We start from the raw sequence: 16,915 nt of genomic DNA on the forward strand, positions 1-16,915 counted from the left end.
CAGCCGACCAAGCGTTTTTGTCGTCGGTGTAGTGGAATACCCAGAGAGGATCCCAATGCGCGTACCACGTCCGGAGACCGGTCAGCTCGCGGGACAGTTCCCCTACGTCCGGGTCGGCGACGGCCCGAAGACGGTACTCGTCATCCCCGGTATCGGCGACGCGATGTTCGACGGCGAGTACGGCCGCCCCGGAGCCATGGGCGTCGCAGTCCAGTTTCGGCGGTTTCTCGAGGAGTACACGGTGTACGTCGTGAGCCGTCCCCGGGGGCTCCCCGAAGGAACGTCGATCCGCGAGCTGGCCCAGAACTACGCACACGTTCTCGAACGACACGTCGAACCCGCCTCGGTACTCGGCATCTCGATGGGCGGGCTGATCGGCCAGGAACTCGCGTACGAACGACCGGACCTGGTCGACCGGCTCGTCGTCGCCGTCGCCGGCTGTCGGCTCGCAGCCGAGAGCGTCCGGGTGCTCCGGCGACTTCGCCGATACGGCGTCGAAGGCAGGTGGACCGAGATCCGATCGGCGTTTCTCGAGGCGATGTACACCGGCTGGCGACGACAGCTCTACCCGCGACTCTCTCGGACGGTCGGTCGGATCAGACCGCCGGCGCCGGCAGATCCCGACGACTTCCTCCACTCGGTCGACGCCGTCCTCGAGTACGACGCCACGGACCGTCTGGCGCGGATCGAGCCGCGAACGCTCGTCATCGGCGGCGACGACGACCCGTTCTTTCCCGAACGAATCCTGCGCGAAACACACGACGAGCTGCCCGACGCCCAGCTCGCGATGTTCCGCGGGGCTCGTCACGGGGCCTTCCTCGAGCGAAAGGAGGCGTTCGACGACTGGGTGAGGCAGTTTCTCGCCGGCGAGCCGGCGCGGGCTCGATCGTAGATGCCGATCGAGGGAGCGCCCTCGGTGACGGCGGTCCGCGGCGACGGGAGAAACAGCACGCTAATGACTGCGTGTTACCACTCCCCGACATCGATGGTCGAGACACCCACTGCATTCGACTTCGAGTACGTTCCGACCGAAATCGTATATGGGCGTGGCTGCGTCGCGAAACTCGGCGAGGTCCTCGAGGAGATCGGCTCGGAACGCGCGCTGGTCGTCTGCGGCTCGAACGTCGGCGCGAACCGGGACGTGATAGACCCCGTCACGACCGGGATCGGCGATCGGCTGGTCGGCGTCTTCGACGAAACGACGCCGGAGAAATCGCTCGAGACCGTCCTCGACGGCGTCGACGCGATCCACGACACCGACGCCGACGCCGTCGTCGGGCTCGGCGGCGGAAGCTCCCTGAACGTCGCTCGAGCGATGTGCTCGATCGCGCCACTGGACCGTCCTCGTGAGGACGTCGTCGAGGAGGTTCTCGAGACGCAGACGGTGCCGTCGCCCGCCGCGTCGACCGAACCGATCCCGAACGTCGCCGTCCCGACGACGATGCCGGGCGCTGACGTCTCCGCGGGCGGGAGCGTCTTCGTCGCCACGGAAGCGCACGCCCCCGATGCGGATCGAATCGCTGCCAATATCTCTGACTCGCGGCTCATGGCCGACGCGAACGTCTCCGATCCGGAGCTGTACGCGACGACGCCGACTGACGTGCTCGCGTCCTCGGCGATGAACGGATTCGACAAGGGGATCGAAACGATCTACTCGCGGGAGACGACGCCGATCGCCACCGCCCACGCAATCGAGGGACTTCGACACTACCGCGCCGGGCTGTCAAACCTCGTCGACGCCGCTGTCGACGATCCGGCGTACGACCACGCCGTGCTCGGAACCCTGCTCGTACAGTACGGACGGAAGACGAACATCATCCACACGTTCGGGAACGGTATCTCTGGCCAGTACGACGTTCAACAGGGGGTCGTTCACGGTATCGTGGCCCCGCACGTGCTTCGGTACGTATTCGACAACGCCGACGGCTCCCGACGCCGGATCGCAGACGGACTCGAGATCGACACCGCGGGCAAACGCGACGACGCTGTTGCGGACGCGATCGTCGAGGACGTAATCGAAATTCGCGACGCGCTCGGACTCCCGACCCGTCTGAGAGACGTCGAGGGACTGACGCGCGATCACGTCCGCGACGTCGCCGAGGCGATCCACGGCAACTACAAACACGCACGTAACCCGCCCGGTGTCGATCCCACCGTCGAGGAGATCGGTTCCGTGCTGCAGGCGGCCTGGTGATTCGATACCCGGCGACGCTTCTGGCGAGTTCGCTCGTCGTCACTCGTCTCCGCCTGCTGGGACGCAAAACACGGGCACGTCGGCGTTTCGAACGACGTTCTCGGTGACGCTTCCCAGCAGGCGCCGTCTGATCCCTGACCGTCCGTGGGTACCCATCACGACGAAATCGATGTCGTTGTCGTCGACGTACTCGAGGATCACCCGCGCCGGCGGACCGCTCGCGAGAGTCCCTCTGACGCTGACGCCCGCTTCGGTCGCCCGTTCTCGCACCGTCGCGAGCGCGTCCTCGCCGCGTTGCTCGAGCGCGGCGAAGAGTTCGTCGACCCCGTCGCCGGTCAGAAGCCGGCTCGTATCGGCCGAGTAGATCGCATGCCCTGTCGCGTCGTACGTCTCGGCCAGGGCGATTCCCCACTCGACGGCGACGGTCGCCGGTTCGCTCCCGTCGGTCGGCAACAGGACGCTCCCGTAGCCACCGTCGCCCGTCGGCTCGGGCGACGCCGGCGGCACGGCGAGCACCGGCACGCTCACGGTCCGGAGGACGTTCTCGGTGACGCTGCCGAGCAGGGCTCGCTCGAGGCCGGTCCTCCCTTCCGTCCCCATCGCGACGACGTCGATTCCCTGCTCGTCGGCGTACGACTCGATGACCCTGGACGGAGCGCCGCGTTCGACGACCGTTTCGACCTCGAGGTCGGCGTCGACGTCGGCGGCGAGTGCCGCGACCGTCTCGACGGCCTCTTCGGCACTGCGTTCGAACGGCGAGTCCTCCTCGGCTGCGAGCATGCGCTCGGGGGCGTCGGCCTCGGTCGTGTCGACGACGGAGATGGTAGAGACATCGGCTCCGACCGTGCTGGCGAGTGCGAGGCCGTGTTTCGCGCCGGCGAGTGCACCGTCGCTGCCGTCGGTGGGAATCAGTACTGACTCGATCGATCGGTTCATGATGCGTGATATGACCTCCGTCGTAAAATAACGGTGGGAACCGACGAGGCGGCGGTCGGAGACTGACCCGCCAGCACGGTTTTCGGGCTCGCCACCCATGTGCCTCCATGACACGCACCGATATCATCTGACGCACACGTTCCGTCCGAGCAGGTGATCAGTAGCGTTCGTTACAAATCTCGCTGTCTCCCTTTCGGCACCATCGAGCGCAACTCGCCGTGGACGTAGAGTCCGACGCCGAGCGGTTCGCGGTCGCCACCGAGTTCGTGGGCGGCGATCAGGTAGCCCCAGTCGCCGTCCCAGGCGAGCTCCTGGTCTTCGCCGGCGACGAACCGACGGGCCTGCTCGCGGGAGAGTTCGATGACACACGTCCTGGCGTGGGCACCGAATCGCTGAACGAAGTCGGTGGTCGGCTTCCAGTGTTCCTGGCGCGTCCGCAGACAGGTCATTCCGAGCGCCTCGAGTTCGGCAGGCGAGGGTGACTCGCCGGCGTAGATCCAGATCTTGCCCGCGCCCTTCTCCCAGAACGTGTGCTCGTCGAACGTCTCGGGCGGAATGCCAAAGCGGTCCGCGAAGTACGCGAGGACGTCGCCACGGCTCACCCGCCCCTCGACGGTCCGTTCGGCGTCGGTCGCCGGGAGACGGTCGAACTGCTGGCCGACGTTTTGCTCGAGTGCGTCGCTGTCGCCGTCCTCGCTCATTCGGCGGTCACCTCCAGTTTCGCGACGAAGAACCCACCCGTGTCGTTCTGGTGGGGGTAGATCCGGGCCGCGTGCTCGAGACTCGGGTCGTACGTCTCGTTCTCCCACTCGGTGACCCCCGGCGAATGCTCGAGGTCGAGTTCGAAGGGAACGACCCGACAGTCCTCCCGGTCGAGGACGTGGTCGACGACGGCCTCGTTCTCCTCGGGGGCGAACGTACACGTCGAGTAGACGACGGTCCCGCCCTCGCGGGTGGCCTGGATCGCCCGTCGGAGAATGCCCTTCTGGATGCCCGCGACCGAGTGGACGTGATCCAGCGACCAGTCCTCGAGTGCGTCGGGGTTCTTCCGGATCGTCCCCTCACACGAGCAGGGGGCGTCGACGAGCGCGCGATCGAACTCGTCGAACGCGAGCGGTTTCAGCGAGTAGTTGCGAGCGTCCTGGTTCGTGACGGCCATCGCGGTCACGCCGAGGCGTTCGGCGTTGAACCGAAGCGCGGAGAGTCGACCGAGGTTGTTGTCGTTCGCCACGACGGTGCCGCGGTCGTCCATCAGGGCGGCAAGTTGAGTCGCCTTCCCGCCGGGTGCGGCACAGGCGTCCCAGACCCGCTCGCCGGGCTCGGGATCGAGCACGACCGGCGGCACCGCCGAGACCTCCTCCTGGCCGTGGGTGAAGCCGTGGTAGGAGGTCCACGTCGACCCCGGTGAGTCCGTCTCGAGGCCCAGTACGCGGGGGTTCCAGTCGGCCTGCTCGTAGCCGACGCCTTCCTCCTCGAGGGTCGTCGTTGCCCGCTCGACGCTCGCTTTGATCGTGTTCACGCGCACGGCGATTCCCAGATCTCGCCGGCAGGCGGACAGAAACGCCTCGAAGTCGTCGATGACCGGCCGGTACCGCTCGAGTGACTCCATCGCCCGCGGCTTCGCTCCCCCGGCGTTTGTGGGTTTCGAAGCGGCGACGATCGCCGGCAGTCGGCCGGATCTCGTTCCGACATACTGTAACAATCCTGTCAGAAACGCTTATTGGAGGGATCGTTGAACGAACGGATAGCTGGTTGATAACTATGTCGAGAACGTCAGCGGAAACAACGGTAGTCTGTCACGTACGTGCCCCCCTGCTTCTCGAGCCGGTAGACCAGCAGGTAGAGACGCTCAACGAGTGCGAAAACGAGGGAACGATCGACACGGTATTGCTCCGAAGCTGGCCCAAGGAGGTGACGATCTCGTCGGAGAGTCCGTACCCGGAGGTGCTTGACGCGGTCGATCGGTTCGAACGGTGGGCAGACCGGCAGGGGGTGAGCATCTATCCCCCGTTTAGAGAGCGAACGCGTTCGACCCTGACCGAAGGGACGAAAGACGTGCTCGTGACCCCGATGCTGTGTCTCGCCGTCTACCGCGGTGACGAGCTGTACGGCGTGTTCCCACACTCCGACGGCGAGGAGACCTACACGGCCACCGATACGATCGCGACGCTTCGGACCGGCGAACTGCCCACGCCGATGGGATCGCCGGCGCTCGAGTCGCCGGAGCCGGACACCTGTCCGGAGTGTGACGGTCGCCTCGTGAACGGTCAGGGCGTCTACGTCTGTCGCGACTGCGAGTGGATCGGCGAGACGATGTCCGACGGCCAGTACGTCCCGGTCTCGCTGTCACCGGTGACGAGGCCGACGCGATCGCCGACCCTGCCCGAGACGTAAGCGTCTGTTTTCGTTCCCGAATCGATCCGAGTCCGTCCCGGCGATATCACAACCTCTTTTCAGCTGCTCGGTTATCTCTCGTCCATGGAGCCCGACATCGGTCCCGAAGACTGTCCGACGGTCGACGGCATACCGCGGCTCGGACTCGGCACCTACCGGAACACCGATCCGGATCAGTGTACAGAGAGCGTCCGGACCGCCCTCGAGCTCGGCTATCGGCACGTCGACACGGCGGCGATGTACGACAACGAGGTCGCCGTCGGCGAGGGGATCCGACAGGCCGCCGTCGACCGCGAGGAGGTCTTTCTCGCGACCAAGCTCTGGTATACGGACCTCGGTCGTGGCGACGTTCGCGAGGCCGCTCGAGCGAGTCTCGACCGGCTGGGTGTCGACGCGGTCGACCTCTTGTACGTCCACTGGCCGACCGAGACGTACGTCCCCGACGAGACCCTGCCGGCGTTCGCCGAGCTGTACGACGATGGACTGATCGACCGAATCGGCGTGAGTAACTTCTCGCCGGAACTGCTCGAGGAGGCGATCGACGTCTGTGACGCCCCCATCGCCGCGAACCAGGTCGAGATGCACCCGCTATTGCCACAGCGAGAGCTACGCGAGGCCTGCGACCGCCACGACGTCGAGCTCGTCGCGTACACGCCGATCGCTCGCGGCGCCGTCTTTGACGTTCCTGCGATCCAGGACGTCGCGTCGAAACACGGCGTCAGCGAAGCGCAGGTCAGCCTCACCTGGCTGCGCGAGAAAGGCGTCACGGCGATCCCCAAAGCGACCGGACGAGACCACATCGCTGACAACTGGGCGTCGCTCGCCCTCGAGCTCGACGACGAGGACGTCGCGGCGATCGACGGCGTCGACCGGCGACGTCGCGAGGTCGACCCGAGCTTTGGCCCCTGGAACTGATCGACTCCCGACCCGTCGTTGTACCCAACTGTCTTCGTGCCGTGAAAAACCCGAAAGTTAACGGTACCCCGCAAGTTGTGATCCGGTATGGCTACCCGCGCACGAAGCGGCGGTGGTGGTGGTATCGTCGGCGCGGTGAGGGTCGACCTCGAGCGTCTGTACGGGGCGTGGATGGAACTGGCCTTCCCGCGCCAGCGCGGCCGCGGCCACTCCGTGATGGGCAAGTGGAAACCGGAGACTCTCCCCCAGACGGTCGCGTACCGGTTCTGGAGCACCCTGGGCGTGCTCGGGCTCGTCGTCCTCTATCCGCTGACGGTGTTTGGCTTTGCGACTCGCTACTACGCGAGAAAACTCGACTCGACGACGACGCGACTGGGGATCGCCGGCGTAACCGGTCTCGCGATCCTGATCTGGGGAGCGTTGACCGTCCTCGCTCACATCCAGCTTCCGTTCGATGCGTTTCTCGCCGTCGCCGCGGCGAGCGTCGCCGCGGTCGTCTCGGCAGCGCTCGCGGCGACGTTCTCGAAAGTCGGCGGCCGCGGGACGTCGGTCGCGCTCGCGTATCCGTTCGCGATGACCGCGATCTTTCTCCCGCCGGTCGTCGCCGCACTCGTCACGCCGTCGCTCGAGCCGTACGTCCTCGAGCCGAGCTACGACTTCGCCGCCTGGTTGCTCGATACCGTCCTGTTCGTCGGCGGACTCAACGACTACCTCCGGACCAACTACGAACTCGAGGGCGTCGCCTACGCGGCGATGTGGGTCGGATTCTCGTTTCCGCTCGGCTGGTTCCTCGGCGGACTCGTCGCGCTGGCGAATCTCGTCCGACCCTCGGAGTGATACTGTCGGACAGAAGTACGTAAACGAAAGAAGACGACAATCGGGACAGCCGACGAAACAGCGGGCGCGAAGAACGGGACTGCTGTCCCGTGATGAGCGCCCGGACACTGAAACACCGTGTTCGATACTGGCGGGCGAAAATCCGCCAGGATTTTCGTCCGACAGTATGAGTCGGAACGTCCAATTGTTGCCCTCGAGTCGTCCTCGATCTGCCGAATCCGAACGTACTGCCGGTTCCCGATACCATTAGGAGAACTGACTGCTAACGCTTGCGTATGGAACTCGACCTGCCGAAGACCGTCGTCGCGTTCGTCTTGGTCGTCGCGATCGGAACAGGTGCACTGTTGACGATGCCGATGGGTATGACGACCGACACCGTGTTGATGATGGTGACGCCGTCGATGGTGATCTTCGGGCTGATCACCCTCGCGATCGGCGTCGCACACGGACAGTACCGGGCGACGAACTGACCGTTACATGTACCCGAGGTCGCGCAGACGCTGCATCAGGTCCTCTTTGTCCTGGGCGCGGCCGGCGCGTTCGGTCGTCTCTGCGAGATCCTGGAGCCAGGCTGGTTCCTCGTCGCTTTTCTCGGTGGAGACCTCGCTGCCAAGCGACCGGAAGCCGGCGAAGTACTTCGGCGAGACGGGGATGTCCTCCTGTGTGAGGTCGTTCGGAAGGTCGTCGGCGCTTTCTGGCACGTAGCCGTCGTCGGGGAACTCGGGGACGGTGTCGGGAACGACGTAGTTCCAGAACGCCTCCCAGACGGCGGTCTCGTCGAACTGGAGGATGGGCTGGATACGGTCGTGAGGCGGGTAGATCTCGGGGTCGTGTCGCGGCGAGAAGAACGTCTCGTCGGCGCGGGCCTCCTGTTCGTCCCAGCGCACGCCCGAGATGACGCCATCGACGTCGTACTCCTCTAAGGCGTTGTTCAGGGCGACGGTCTTCAGCAGATGGTTACCGACGTACGTATCGAGCAAGAACGGGAACGTCTCCTCCTCGTACTCGAGGATCTCGCGGACGTGATGGTGGTTGTGCTCTGAGAGGGCGTCGACCGGGATGTCGTCGCCGGGCGTAAGGTCGTGTTCGTCGACGTACTCGCCGACGTCCTCGTTGCGGGCGTAGACGACCTCGAGGTCCCACTCCTCGGCCCAGCGGGAAACGAAGCTGTGAATGTCCTCGAAGTGCTGGAAGTGGTCGATGAAGATCGCCGTCGGCAGGTCGTAGCCGTACTCCTCGGCGACTTCTTTCATGAAATAAAGCGTCAGCGTCGAGTCCTTGCCGCCGGTCCACATCACCGCCGGGTTCTCGTACTCCTCGAGTCCCGTGTGGGTGACCTCGATCGCTTTCTCGATTTTGTCCTCGAGACGCAGGTAGTCTTCGGGATCTTCGCCAGCACCGTCTTGGTAGTCGACGTCGACGTAGTCGGGAAAGTTCTCGGGCATGAGCTGTAATTAGATATAATTAGGAGCGTAAAACGCTTTGGGACGCCGGAAACCTCTGTCGGTACTGTGAACTCGCCGGCCGGCGACTCCCGGAGTCGCGCCGGTCAGCCGTCGGAGCCGGTCAGCTTGTACCGCGCTTCCGCGACGACCGCGTCGCCCATCTCGAAGACGTTCTCGATCCTGTCTTCGCCGTCGGGATCGAGCGCGTCGGGATCGCCATTGGCGTCTTCGACCCACTCGTAGCCGACCTCGACGTCGTTGAGAACGAGCCACAGCCCCGTGAGCGTATCGGAGAGCTGTCGGCCGTCGACGTCCCACTCCTCGTCGTCGGCAGTCGCGGTAAACCCCCACTCGTCGATCTCGGCCTCGAGTGGCGCAACCTCCGCGTCGTACTCCCCGAGCAACGCGTCGGCCTCGGCGGCGACCTCGACCAGCTCGTCGGTCCCCGCCTCTGCGGGCTCTTCGAGCCACGCGTCGAACGCGATCTGGGCCGTCTCGACGGTCGAGACAGCATCGTCCATCCAGGCCCGGACGGTCTGCCAGTCGTCGGGTGGGCCGTTTCCGAAGCCAGTACACCCTGCAAGCGAGAGCGAGAGTCCGCCACCGATCGCGGCCACGAGTTGCCGTCGGTGCATGCGCTGCACCGGTCGCTACGGCGTAATGAGTGTTTGGAAAATAGAGTCACTATCAGCCGTCGTCGCATTCGGGGACTCACGGAGAACGTGTCGACCATCGGACGTCCATCGGTCAACGACTTCGGATAGCGATGATAAATCCGCCGACCCTGATTACGATAATCGCAAAGACAGCAATAGCGAACGCTGCCATGATCACGTCCACGACGGTAAACTCTCCGCCGGTGAGAGCCCAGGCCCCACCCAGAATTACCACTGCGACGACGAGTACGGCCACGAAACGGAACAGGTCTTTCATGTCCATCGTGCCATCGGCCATCCTGAATCCGATGTGACGCTGTGTACCGTGATAAAACGTACGTATAGCTAAAGTTAAGATTCGTTTGGATGGTTCAGTGTTTTTCCGGATATCTTCACGATAGCCCTACGAAGGACTCACGCCTCTCGGACGACGAACACCGGGGTCGCCGCGTCGTCGACGACCCGTTCGGAGACGCTACCCATCGAGAACTGCTTCTCCCGTGCGCTTTTCCCGTGGGTACCGATGGTGATCAGGTCGATGTCTTCCTCGTCGGCGTACTCGAGAATCGTCTTCGACGGCGTCCCGCGTCGAACCGATTCGGTGGTCTCGAGGCTGGCCTCGGCGGCCCGGTCGGCGACGGCGGCGACGGCGTCTTCGCCCTCGTCCTCGAGTTTCGTTTCGATCTCCGTACGCGTCTCGTCGGTCGCCGCCTGCAGGATTCGGGTATCGATCACGTACAGCGCGTGGATCGTCGCGTCGTTGTCCGCGGCGATCGGGATCGCGTGCTCGAGGGTCTGTGCGACGGTGGCGCTGCCGTCCGTCGGCACGAGGACGTCGTCGTACATAGTCGGCTGCACTCATTCCGAGGTGAGAAGTGTTTTGGTCGGGGCTGTAGCCGCGGTCGTTTTGAGGGTCGCGATCGAACGACCGGTATGTCCCTCGAGAGATACGACGACGCGATCGCCGACCTCGAACCGGACGCCGACCAGATCGAGACCGCGGAGGTGGTCGTCACGGACGACGTGCTCGTGAAGGCGTTCGCGCTGGGTCCGGGTGCGACGCTCGAGCCACACGAACACCCCGACAGCACGAACGTCTTTCACGTTCTCTCCGGGACGGTGACGGTTCTGCAAGATGACGAGCACGAACGGGTCTCGGCTCCGGGAGTCGTCCTCCACGAACGAGGCGTCGACCACGGCGCGCGAAACGACACCGACGAGACGGTCGTGTTCACCGCGAGTCTCTGTCCGCTTCCGTCCTGAATCGGGGCTCGGCTTCGACGCGCTCGTACTCGTTCGTCGCCACCACATCAGTGACACGCGGCCACGAGCGGGTGCGTCGAACGCTCGAGACGGATTCTCCTCGGTGACGGTCAGACATAAAGTACTTTGCCCTGTGCTCGAACGTATCGGCGTATGATAGATCCCGTCTCCGTGGGGCTGGTTCTCGCCGGACTGGTTCTGTTGTTCGCAGGTGCGACGCTGTCGAGTTACGGCGTCGGCGCGCTGGGACTGGGGCTGGGCGGAAGCGGCGGGTACCTCTTCGGACCGGCAGTCGGTGCCGCGGTCGGGCTAGACGGGCTGGTCGCGACCGCCGTCGGCGTCGTCGTCGGTGCCGTCGCTGGCGTCGTCGTCACGTATCTGTTGTTGTCAGTCGCTGTCGCGACCGTGAGCTTCGTCGTCGGTACCTTCCTCGGTCTCGCGGTGTTTTCTCCCGTCCTCGCCGGCGGCGCGTGGTACCTCGAGTGGCCGGTCGCGATCGGGACCGGCCTCGCCGCGGCGTTGCTCGGGCTGGTGATGACCAAGACGGCGACGATTCTCGTCACCGCACTCGTCGGCAGCGCGTTAGCGACCCGTTCCGTGACGCTTTCGGCACTCGAGTCCGCGCAGGCGACGGGGAGTCTCGATCCGCTGTTGTTCGATGTCACCGCAGTGCCGTTTCTCGCCCTGTTCATCCTCGGGGTGCTCTCCCAGCTGGGGCTGTTCAAGTTCGGTTACGTGACCAGCGTGGCGAAGCTGTTGCCCGGCGCGAGCGTGCTCCGGGATCGGCGGCGGGGCGAAGCCGGATAAGACGCGTCCTCACCCACTCTTCTCGAGTTCGTCGACCAGCTCCGGTCCGACGCCGACGTAATCCGACGGCGTCAACGCGAGCAACTGCTCGCGGGTGCGGTCGTCGACTTCGAGGTCGTCGAACAGCTCCCGGAAATCCTCGAGAGTGACCTCCTGGCCGCGGGTGAGTTCCTTCACGCGCTCGTAGGCATCGTCCTGGCCTTCCCGGCGGAGGATCGTCTGGACTGCCTCGCCGATGATCTCGGGGGTCGACTCGAGCTCTTCGCACACGACGTGTTCGTTGGGGACGACCTTTGCGAGACCGTCGGCGGCTTTCGAGTAGCCGATGAGACAGTGAGCGAAGGCCGCACCGATGTTTCGCTTGACCGTCGAGTCCGAGAGGTCCCGCTGGAGTCGGGAGGTGGTGACGTAGTCGGCGAGGAACTCGAGGTCGGAGTTCGCCTTCGAGAGGTTGCCCTCGCTGTTCTCGAAGTCGATCGGGTTGACCTTGTGGGGCATCGTCGAGGAGCCGGTTTCACCCTCGACTGCCTCCTGGCCGAGGTAGCGATCGGAGACGTACAGCCAGACGTCGAGGTCGAGGTCGAGGAGGACCTGGTTCGCACTCCGGAACGCGTCGAACAGGGCGGCGAGGTCATCACACGGGTTGACCTGGGTCGTGAGTGGCTCGAACTCGAGACCCAACTCCGTGACGAACTCCCGGGCGAAGGCGGGCCAGTCGACGTCGGGGTAGGCGGCGACGTGGGCAGCGTAGGTGCCAGAGGCACCGCCGAGTTTCCCTCGGAGGCCGTCGGTCGCCTCGCGAATCTGCCCCGTCGCTCGACCGAGGCGGGCGGCGTAGACGGCCATCTCCTTGCCGAAGGTCGTCGGCGTCGCGGGCTGGCCGTGGGTCCGGGCGAGCATCGGCAGGTCGCGATACTCCCGGGCCATCTCCGCCAGCGCGTCACGGACCTCGTACAGCGCGGGCAACAGGACCTCGTCGACGGCGTCGCGGACGAGCAGCCGGTAGGCGAGATTGTTGACGTCCTCGCTGGTCAGCCCGAAGTGGATCCACGCGGAGGCGTCGCTGTCGTCGGGCAGTTCGTGGCGAATGAAGTACTCGACGGCTTTCACGTCGTGGTTCGTCGCCTCGAACTCGCCGTGGCCGGAGACCTCGAGGGTCTTGATCAGCCGGGCGTCCTCCTCGGCGAAGTGGCGGTACAGTCCCCGCAGATCGTCGCGGGCGGCGTCGTCGAGTTCCAGTGGCGTCGCCTCGAGGTCGGCGAGTGCGATCAGGTACTCGACTTCGACGCGAACGCGGGCACGCATCAGCGCCGCCTCGCTGGCGTACGGCGACAGCGGCGCGGTTCGGCTGCCGTACCGGCCGTCGAGCGGCGAGACGGCGTACAGCGCGTCGGTATCGGTCATGCTCGTCCCTGCCCGGCCACGGCCAAAAAGCATGTCGAAATGCCCCGCGAGAACGTGCACACTCGAGGGGATGTACAGGGTCTTCTCGGGCGGATATATCCACGTTCGTGGATACTCCTGCGGGAGAGACCGCAACCGCTTTCCCGCTCGCGGGCGGGCGTTCGACCATGACGCGAATCGCCGGGATGGCCGGCAACCGAGGGCGTAACCTGCTGAACATCGCCGACCGCGCGCCGGGCGGCGCGGAACTGTCCGTCGTCCTCACGAACACCGAGGACGCACCCGTACTCGAGGCCGCCGACGAGCGCGGGATTCCGACCGAGGTCGTCCCGCTCGAGGAGGACATGAGCCGACGGGAACACGAAGAGGCCGTCCTCGAGGCGCTTGCCGGCTACGAGTTCGACCTGGTCTGTCTCGACGGCTACATGCGCATTCTCTCGGATACGTTCCTCGAGGCCGCGCCGACGACGCTCAACGTCCACCCCTCGTTGCTGCCTGCGTTCCCTGGGATGGACGCCTGGGGTGACGCGCTCGAGGCGGGCGTCTCCGTGACGGGCTGTACGGTCCACGTCGTCACGGACGCGACCGACGGGGCGGGCAACGTCATCGAGGACGAGGTCGACGGCGGGCCGATCGTCACCCAGGAGCCGATCCCCGTCTACGAGGGCGACGATACGGAGACGCTGAAAGAGCGCGTCCTCTACGAGGGCGAGTTCCGCGCGTACCCGCGGGCTGTGAAGTGGTTCGCCGACGGTGCAATCGAGGTCGACGAGGAGACCGGCGAGGTCACCATCGAGGCCGACGTCGCCGACGAGGAGGGCGGGCTACCGGCTCGACGGGTGGTCTCGAGCGATCGTCTCGACACGCTCCGCTACGGCGAGAACCCCCACCAGGACGCCGCGGTCTACGCCGACTACACCTGCGACGAGGCCTCGGTGGTCCACGCCGACCAGTTAAACGAGGGCGCGAAGGACCTCTCGTACAACAACTACAACGACGCCGACGGGGCCTTGGACCTCATCACGGAGTTCGACGAGCCGGCCGCGGCGGTGATCAAACACACCAACCCCGCCGGCTGTGCGACGGCCGACTCGATCGCCGAGGCCTACGAGAAGGCCCTCTCGACGGACCCGATGAGCGCCTTCGGCGGCATCGTCGTCCTGAATCGGGAGTGCAACGCCGAGACGGCCGACCTGATCACCGACTCGTTCAAGGAGGTCGTCGTCGCACCCGGCTACACGGACGACGCCCTCGAGGTCCTCCGTGAAAAGGACAACCTGCGCGTCCTCGACGTGGGTGAACTGGGCGAGCGAACCGAACGCTTCACCGAGAAACCGCTCGTCGGCGGCCGGCTCGTCCAGGAACGCGACGACCAGTCGGTTTCCGTCGACGACCTCGAGGTCGTCACCGACCGCGAGCCGACCGCGGACGAACTCGAGTCGATGGTCTTCGCCTGGCAGACCCTGAAACACGTCAAGTCGAACGGCATCCTCTTCGCCGACGGCACCGAGACGGTCGGCATCGGGATGGGGCAGGTCTCCCGCGTCGACGCCGTCCGGCTCGCGGCGATGAAAGCCGACGAACACGCCGAGGGCAAAGACGCCGAGGGTGCGGTGATGGCCTCGGACGCCTTCTTCCCGTTCCCGGACGGGATCGAGGAGGCCGCGAAGGCGGGCATCGAGGCGGTCATCCAGCCCGGCGGGTCGGTCAACGACGAGGACGTGATCGAGGCGGCGAACGACCACGAGATGGCCATGGCGTTTACGGGGCAACGGTCGTTCCGTCACGATTGAGCGTCGCGTATCCTGCTCGAACTCGCGAGCTCTCGAGTTCTCGAGTTCTCGCCGGTTTGGACACGGAGCGTATCATAGAGGGCTTAGTACACGCCGACTGTCGGAGCCTTGTCAATAACCGCGTGCAAGATACAGAGCGCGAATGTGTCACGAAGGTTCCGCCAGGCGTGAGGTGTTTCGATCGGTCGGTGTAGGAACTCTGTGACACCCTAATCGATTTTAATGATTGGGTCTTACTGAAATTATGGCCCTATTTTCAGATATGGACGTGGAAAAGAGGCTTGGAGCTGGCCTGTTATTCCTCATCATAGCGCTTGTCGTCCTGGTAACCCGGCCATGGGAACCTCTGCTAATTGCAGCCATTGCAGGTCTTAACCTCCTGATAAGCGCTATCTTCCTCCTCACCGTTGGAAGGGACACAGTCGAGGACACAGGGTACGATATGGGGTTCTGGCTTCTCGCTCTTGCAACCGCCACAGCCGCCTACATTGGTGCTGGATTCGGAATCAGAGGAGAGATCGTTACAACGGAGTTCCTCGTATTCATAATAGGGTTCGGGATTCTCCTGGGCCTCCTTGCAGAGATCAGAGGTAGAATATCAGAATAAGCCCTAAGTACCAGATCTCGTTCAAATCGCAAGCACGTCCTTGTAGCCGATTCAGCACACCTACGATAGGAGCGTGTCATAGAAACATTCACAGCCGATTTATCCCAGTGCAACATTGGGTGGTGAAATATTGGAACAGAGATGGTTACCGAAGGCAGCGCAAGACTTAGAAAGTGGATTCAAAACCGGAACGCGAGAGGTAAAACGAATCGGTAGCGATCTGTGATCCATTAATAAGCGTTTCCGAAGTTCACCCATCGTTTCGATTGAGATCCATCAGTCTGAAATAGCCCTTGACTACTCCCCAAGAGCTTTCAGTGTTTGATAATTAGTACCCATAGCCTCCGATTTCGATTTGGTTCCGTCCCGTGGCGTCAAAAACACCCGTTGTGGCAATTTAAACGGGCGAGATATCGGACTAACCGTTGAATATGATAGATGTAATCACAGAACGTACAGTTTGCGGGAAGAACGTGGGCTTGTATCGGATTCCTCTCGTTATTGCGTACCGACCGTCCGAAAACCAGTAGCAGCGTATGAGCACGAAGAATTTCACCCCGTTTCATACTGTCGGCTAAAAGTATTTTAAACGAGGCGAGACATTGATCGATTATGAACTCTCTCGACAACGTCTCTACCGAAGACTTCCGCCAGGTCTTGGCGGAGGTCGAGGGAAAGAAGCCGGCACAACGGCTGATGGCGGCGATCAATTACCTCGAAGAAGACGATGCGACGTTAGAAGAAGTCGCTGAGCGGTATGGATATACTGGTGCCTGGCTCTCGCAGTGGCTTGATCGACTCGAACGGCTCTCTGATGAGCCGTTCGAGGAGGTTGTCTACGACGATCATCGTTCAGGAAGGCCCTCAAAACTCTCCGATCAAGAGTACGAGCGGTTCGTTGAAGCACTCCATAGCTCACCAGAGGACGTTGGACTTGACGCGCCTGCTTGGTCTGTTCCACTCGCTCGTCACTATCTCGCTGAGGAGTTCGACGTTGAGTACTGCGAACGACACGTCCGACGACTGATGTCCGAGGCCGGGCTGTCCTGGAAGACAGCCCGGCCGGAGTTCCACAAGTCCGACGAACGGGCCCAAAAAGCGTGGAAAAACGGGTTCAAAAAAAGCTCGACAACCTGGACGACGAATACACGATCCTGACCATTGATCAGACGCGTCAAGTGCTCTCGACGCTGATCTACGCGTGGTTTCCGGAGGGAGAGCGCCCGTCACTCCCGGTGACGGGCGCGTGGGACAGTGTTAAACTCCTCGGGGCAGTCAGCGATAGCGGCGAGACGTTCTTTCTCCCGTGTGAAGAAAATTTCAACAGCGACACCACAATCCGGTTGCTCGACGCTCTCCAAACCGAGTTCGGCGAAAAGATCTGCGTCGTCTTGGACAATGCGTCTTATTTTACAGCGAATAGGGTGCAGGAATTCGCCGAAGGAACGCCGATCGAACTGTGTTACCTTCCACGGGGTTCACCGGAGCTGAACCCCGTGGAAGAGTGTTGGCGACGACTCAACCAGACACTGGGCAACCGTCTGTTCGACACACTGGATGAACTTCAAGAGGCTGCACTGACTGCGCTTGACGCCATTGAATCGCCGAACGTCTTTACGTACTTATGTCCTTGAGTATCAGGACGCGACTGAATTCACACAGAA

General features: G+C 63.6%; 19 protein-coding genes. 11 read left to right on the forward strand and 8 right to left on the reverse strand.

Annotated elements, in window-relative coordinates; all coding sequences use genetic code 11:
- Positions 1–55: 55 nt before the first annotated feature.
- Both QQ977_RS14645 and QQ977_RS14650 read left to right on the forward strand, forming a co-directional pair.
- A complete protein-coding gene (locus tag QQ977_RS14645) occupies positions 56–892 on the forward strand; it encodes an alpha/beta fold hydrolase (RefSeq protein ID WP_285926509.1) in 837 nt (278 codons plus the stop codon).
- 93 nt (positions 893–985) lie between these two features.
- On the forward strand, positions 986–2,194 hold the full coding sequence (locus tag QQ977_RS14650; protein ID WP_285926510.1) for an iron-containing alcohol dehydrogenase family protein: 1,209 nt from the start codon (positions 986–988) through the stop codon (positions 2,192–2,194).
- Positions 2,195–2,233: 39 nt separating this feature from the next.
- Here the strand turns inward: QQ977_RS14650 and QQ977_RS14655 are convergent, their stop codons facing one another.
- The 3 genes from QQ977_RS14655 to QQ977_RS14665 form a co-directional block, all read right to left on the reverse strand.
- On the reverse strand, positions 2,234–3,130 hold the full coding sequence (locus tag QQ977_RS14655) for a universal stress protein (protein WP_285926511.1): 897 nt from the start codon (positions 3,128–3,130) through the stop codon (positions 2,234–2,236).
- Positions 3,131–3,300: 170 nt separating this feature from the next.
- Positions 3,301–3,831, reverse strand: a complete 531-nt coding sequence (locus QQ977_RS14660) for a DUF7122 family protein (RefSeq protein WP_285926512.1) — start codon at positions 3,829–3,831, stop codon at positions 3,301–3,303.
- The gene (locus QQ977_RS14665; protein WP_285926513.1) at positions 3,828–4,739 is read right to left on the reverse strand and encodes an RsmB/NOP family class I SAM-dependent RNA methyltransferase; all 912 of its coding nucleotides are present in this window, start codon (positions 4,737–4,739) and stop codon (positions 3,828–3,830) included. Before QQ977_RS14665 ends, QQ977_RS14660 begins: the two co-directional genes overlap by 4 nt.
- A 152-nt stretch (positions 4,740–4,891) precedes the next feature.
- On the opposite strand from QQ977_RS14665, the gene QQ977_RS14670 reads away from it, so the two are divergent.
- The 4 genes from QQ977_RS14670 to QQ977_RS14685 all read left to right on the forward strand — a co-directional run bounded on the left by QQ977_RS14670 (position 4,892) and on the right by QQ977_RS14685 (position 7,746).
- On the forward strand, positions 4,892–5,524 hold the full coding sequence (locus tag QQ977_RS14670; RefSeq protein ID WP_285926514.1) for an HTH domain-containing protein: 633 nt from the start codon (positions 4,892–4,894) through the stop codon (positions 5,522–5,524).
- An 84-nt stretch (positions 5,525–5,608) separates the two neighbouring features.
- Positions 5,609–6,439, forward strand: coding sequence for an aldo/keto reductase (locus QQ977_RS14675; RefSeq protein ID WP_285926515.1), 831 nt, complete (start codon positions 5,609–5,611; stop codon positions 6,437–6,439).
- Between the two features lie 87 nt (positions 6,440–6,526).
- On the forward strand, positions 6,527–7,276 hold the full coding sequence (locus QQ977_RS14680) for a hypothetical protein (protein ID WP_285926516.1): 750 nt from the start codon (positions 6,527–6,529) through the stop codon (positions 7,274–7,276).
- Positions 7,277–7,551: 275 nt separating this feature from the next.
- Positions 7,552–7,746, forward strand: coding sequence for a DUF7333 family protein (locus QQ977_RS14685; RefSeq protein WP_285926517.1), 195 nt, complete (start codon positions 7,552–7,554; stop codon positions 7,744–7,746).
- A gap of 3 nt (positions 7,747–7,749) precedes the next feature.
- Here QQ977_RS14685 and QQ977_RS14690 read toward each other — a convergent pair whose 3' ends face one another.
- The 4 genes from QQ977_RS14690 to QQ977_RS14705 all read right to left on the reverse strand — a co-directional run bounded on the left by QQ977_RS14690 (position 7,750) and on the right by QQ977_RS14705 (position 10,223).
- Positions 7,750–8,721 (reverse strand): phosphoadenosine phosphosulfate reductase family protein, encoded by a 972-nt coding sequence (locus QQ977_RS14690; RefSeq protein ID WP_285926518.1) that lies wholly within the window; start codon positions 8,719–8,721, stop codon positions 7,750–7,752.
- Between the two features lie 104 nt (positions 8,722–8,825).
- Positions 8,826–9,356: a hypothetical protein gene (locus QQ977_RS14695; protein WP_285926519.1), complete on the reverse strand. Its 531-nt coding sequence runs from the start codon at positions 9,354–9,356 to the stop codon at positions 8,826–8,828.
- Between the two features lie 112 nt (positions 9,357–9,468).
- On the reverse strand, positions 9,469–9,675 hold the full coding sequence (locus QQ977_RS14700; RefSeq protein ID WP_285926520.1) for a hypothetical protein: 207 nt from the start codon (positions 9,673–9,675) through the stop codon (positions 9,469–9,471).
- 116 nt (positions 9,676–9,791) lie between these two features.
- The gene (locus QQ977_RS14705; RefSeq protein WP_285926521.1) at positions 9,792–10,223 is read right to left on the reverse strand and encodes a universal stress protein; all 432 of its coding nucleotides are present in this window, start codon (positions 10,221–10,223) and stop codon (positions 9,792–9,794) included.
- Between the two features lie 87 nt (positions 10,224–10,310).
- On the opposite strand from QQ977_RS14705, the gene QQ977_RS14710 reads away from it, so the two are divergent.
- Entirely contained in the window at positions 10,311–10,640 is a 330-nt protein-coding gene (locus tag QQ977_RS14710) for a cupin domain-containing protein (protein ID WP_285926522.1), read from the forward strand.
- Between the two features lie 153 nt (positions 10,641–10,793).
- Complete coding sequence (locus tag QQ977_RS14715) at positions 10,794–11,447, forward strand: phosphate ABC transporter permease (protein ID WP_285926523.1); 654 nt, start codon at positions 10,794–10,796, stop codon at positions 11,445–11,447.
- Between the two features lie 9 nt (positions 11,448–11,456).
- Here the strand turns inward: QQ977_RS14715 and purB are convergent, their stop codons facing one another.
- Positions 11,457–12,851 (reverse strand): adenylosuccinate lyase, encoded by a 1,395-nt coding sequence (gene purB, locus QQ977_RS14720; protein ID WP_285926524.1) that lies wholly within the window; start codon positions 12,849–12,851, stop codon positions 11,457–11,459.
- Positions 12,852–13,018: 167 nt separating this feature from the next.
- On the opposite strand from purB, the gene purH reads away from it, so the two are divergent.
- The 3 genes from purH to QQ977_RS14735 all read left to right on the forward strand — a co-directional run bounded on the left by purH (position 13,019) and on the right by QQ977_RS14735 (position 16,885).
- Entirely contained in the window at positions 13,019–14,644 is a 1,626-nt protein-coding gene (gene purH, locus QQ977_RS14725) for a bifunctional phosphoribosylaminoimidazolecarboxamide formyltransferase/IMP cyclohydrolase (protein WP_285926525.1), read from the forward strand.
- Between the two features lie 262 nt (positions 14,645–14,906).
- Entirely contained in the window at positions 14,907–15,251 is a 345-nt protein-coding gene (locus QQ977_RS14730; RefSeq protein ID WP_285926526.1) for a hypothetical protein, read from the forward strand.
- A gap of 612 nt (positions 15,252–15,863) precedes the next feature.
- Positions 15,864–16,885, forward strand: a protein-coding gene (locus QQ977_RS14735) for an IS630 family transposase (protein ID WP_285926527.1) whose coding sequence is annotated in 2 segments (ribosomal slippage) — positions 15,864–16,377 and positions 16,377–16,885 — 1,023 coding nt in all. Because the reading frame shifts where the segments join, the coding sequence is not laid out codon by codon here.
- The last annotated feature ends 30 nt before the right edge of the window (positions 16,886–16,915 follow it).

The sequence above is a fragment of the Natrialbaceae archaeon AArc-T1-2 genome (genome assembly GCF_030273315.1).
Lineage (GTDB): Archaea > Halobacteriota > Halobacteria > Halobacteriales > Natrialbaceae > Tc-Br11-E2g1.

Bases quoted from the DNA above. Each gene is read 5' to 3' on its own strand.
- QQ977_RS14645 (WP_285926509.1), top strand. From the start codon at position 56: ATGCGCGTACCACGTCCGGAGACCGGTCAGCTCGCGGGACAGTTCCCC.
- QQ977_RS14650 (WP_285926510.1), top strand. From the start codon at position 986: ATGGTCGAGACACCCACTGCATTCGACTTCGAGTACGTTCCGACCGAA.
- QQ977_RS14655 (WP_285926511.1), bottom strand. From the start codon at position 3,130: ATGAACCGATCGATCGAGTCAGTACTGATTCCCACCGACGGCAGCGAC.
- QQ977_RS14660 (WP_285926512.1), bottom strand. From the start codon at position 3,831: ATGAGCGAGGACGGCGACAGCGACGCACTCGAGCAAAACGTCGGCCAG.
- QQ977_RS14665 (WP_285926513.1), bottom strand. From the start codon at position 4,739: ATGGAGTCACTCGAGCGGTACCGGCCGGTCATCGACGACTTCGAGGCG.
- QQ977_RS14670 (WP_285926514.1), top strand. From the start codon at position 4,892: ATGTCGAGAACGTCAGCGGAAACAACGGTAGTCTGTCACGTACGTGCC.
- QQ977_RS14675 (WP_285926515.1), top strand. From the start codon at position 5,609: ATGGAGCCCGACATCGGTCCCGAAGACTGTCCGACGGTCGACGGCATA.
- QQ977_RS14680 (WP_285926516.1), top strand. From the start codon at position 6,527: ATGGCTACCCGCGCACGAAGCGGCGGTGGTGGTGGTATCGTCGGCGCG.
- QQ977_RS14685 (WP_285926517.1), top strand. From the start codon at position 7,552: ATGGAACTCGACCTGCCGAAGACCGTCGTCGCGTTCGTCTTGGTCGTC.
- QQ977_RS14690 (WP_285926518.1), bottom strand. From the start codon at position 8,721: ATGCCCGAGAACTTTCCCGACTACGTCGACGTCGACTACCAAGACGGT.
- QQ977_RS14695 (WP_285926519.1), bottom strand. From the start codon at position 9,356: ATGCACCGACGGCAACTCGTGGCCGCGATCGGTGGCGGACTCTCGCTC.
- QQ977_RS14700 (WP_285926520.1), bottom strand. From the start codon at position 9,675: ATGGCCGATGGCACGATGGACATGAAAGACCTGTTCCGTTTCGTGGCC.
- QQ977_RS14705 (WP_285926521.1), bottom strand. From the start codon at position 10,223: ATGTACGACGACGTCCTCGTGCCGACGGACGGCAGCGCCACCGTCGCA.
- QQ977_RS14710 (WP_285926522.1), top strand. From the start codon at position 10,311: ATGTCCCTCGAGAGATACGACGACGCGATCGCCGACCTCGAACCGGAC.
- QQ977_RS14715 (WP_285926523.1), top strand. From the start codon at position 10,794: ATGATAGATCCCGTCTCCGTGGGGCTGGTTCTCGCCGGACTGGTTCTG.
- purB (WP_285926524.1), bottom strand. From the start codon at position 12,851: ATGACCGATACCGACGCGCTGTACGCCGTCTCGCCGCTCGACGGCCGG.
- purH (WP_285926525.1), top strand. From the start codon at position 13,019: ATGACGCGAATCGCCGGGATGGCCGGCAACCGAGGGCGTAACCTGCTG.
- QQ977_RS14730 (WP_285926526.1), top strand. From the start codon at position 14,907: ATGGACGTGGAAAAGAGGCTTGGAGCTGGCCTGTTATTCCTCATCATA.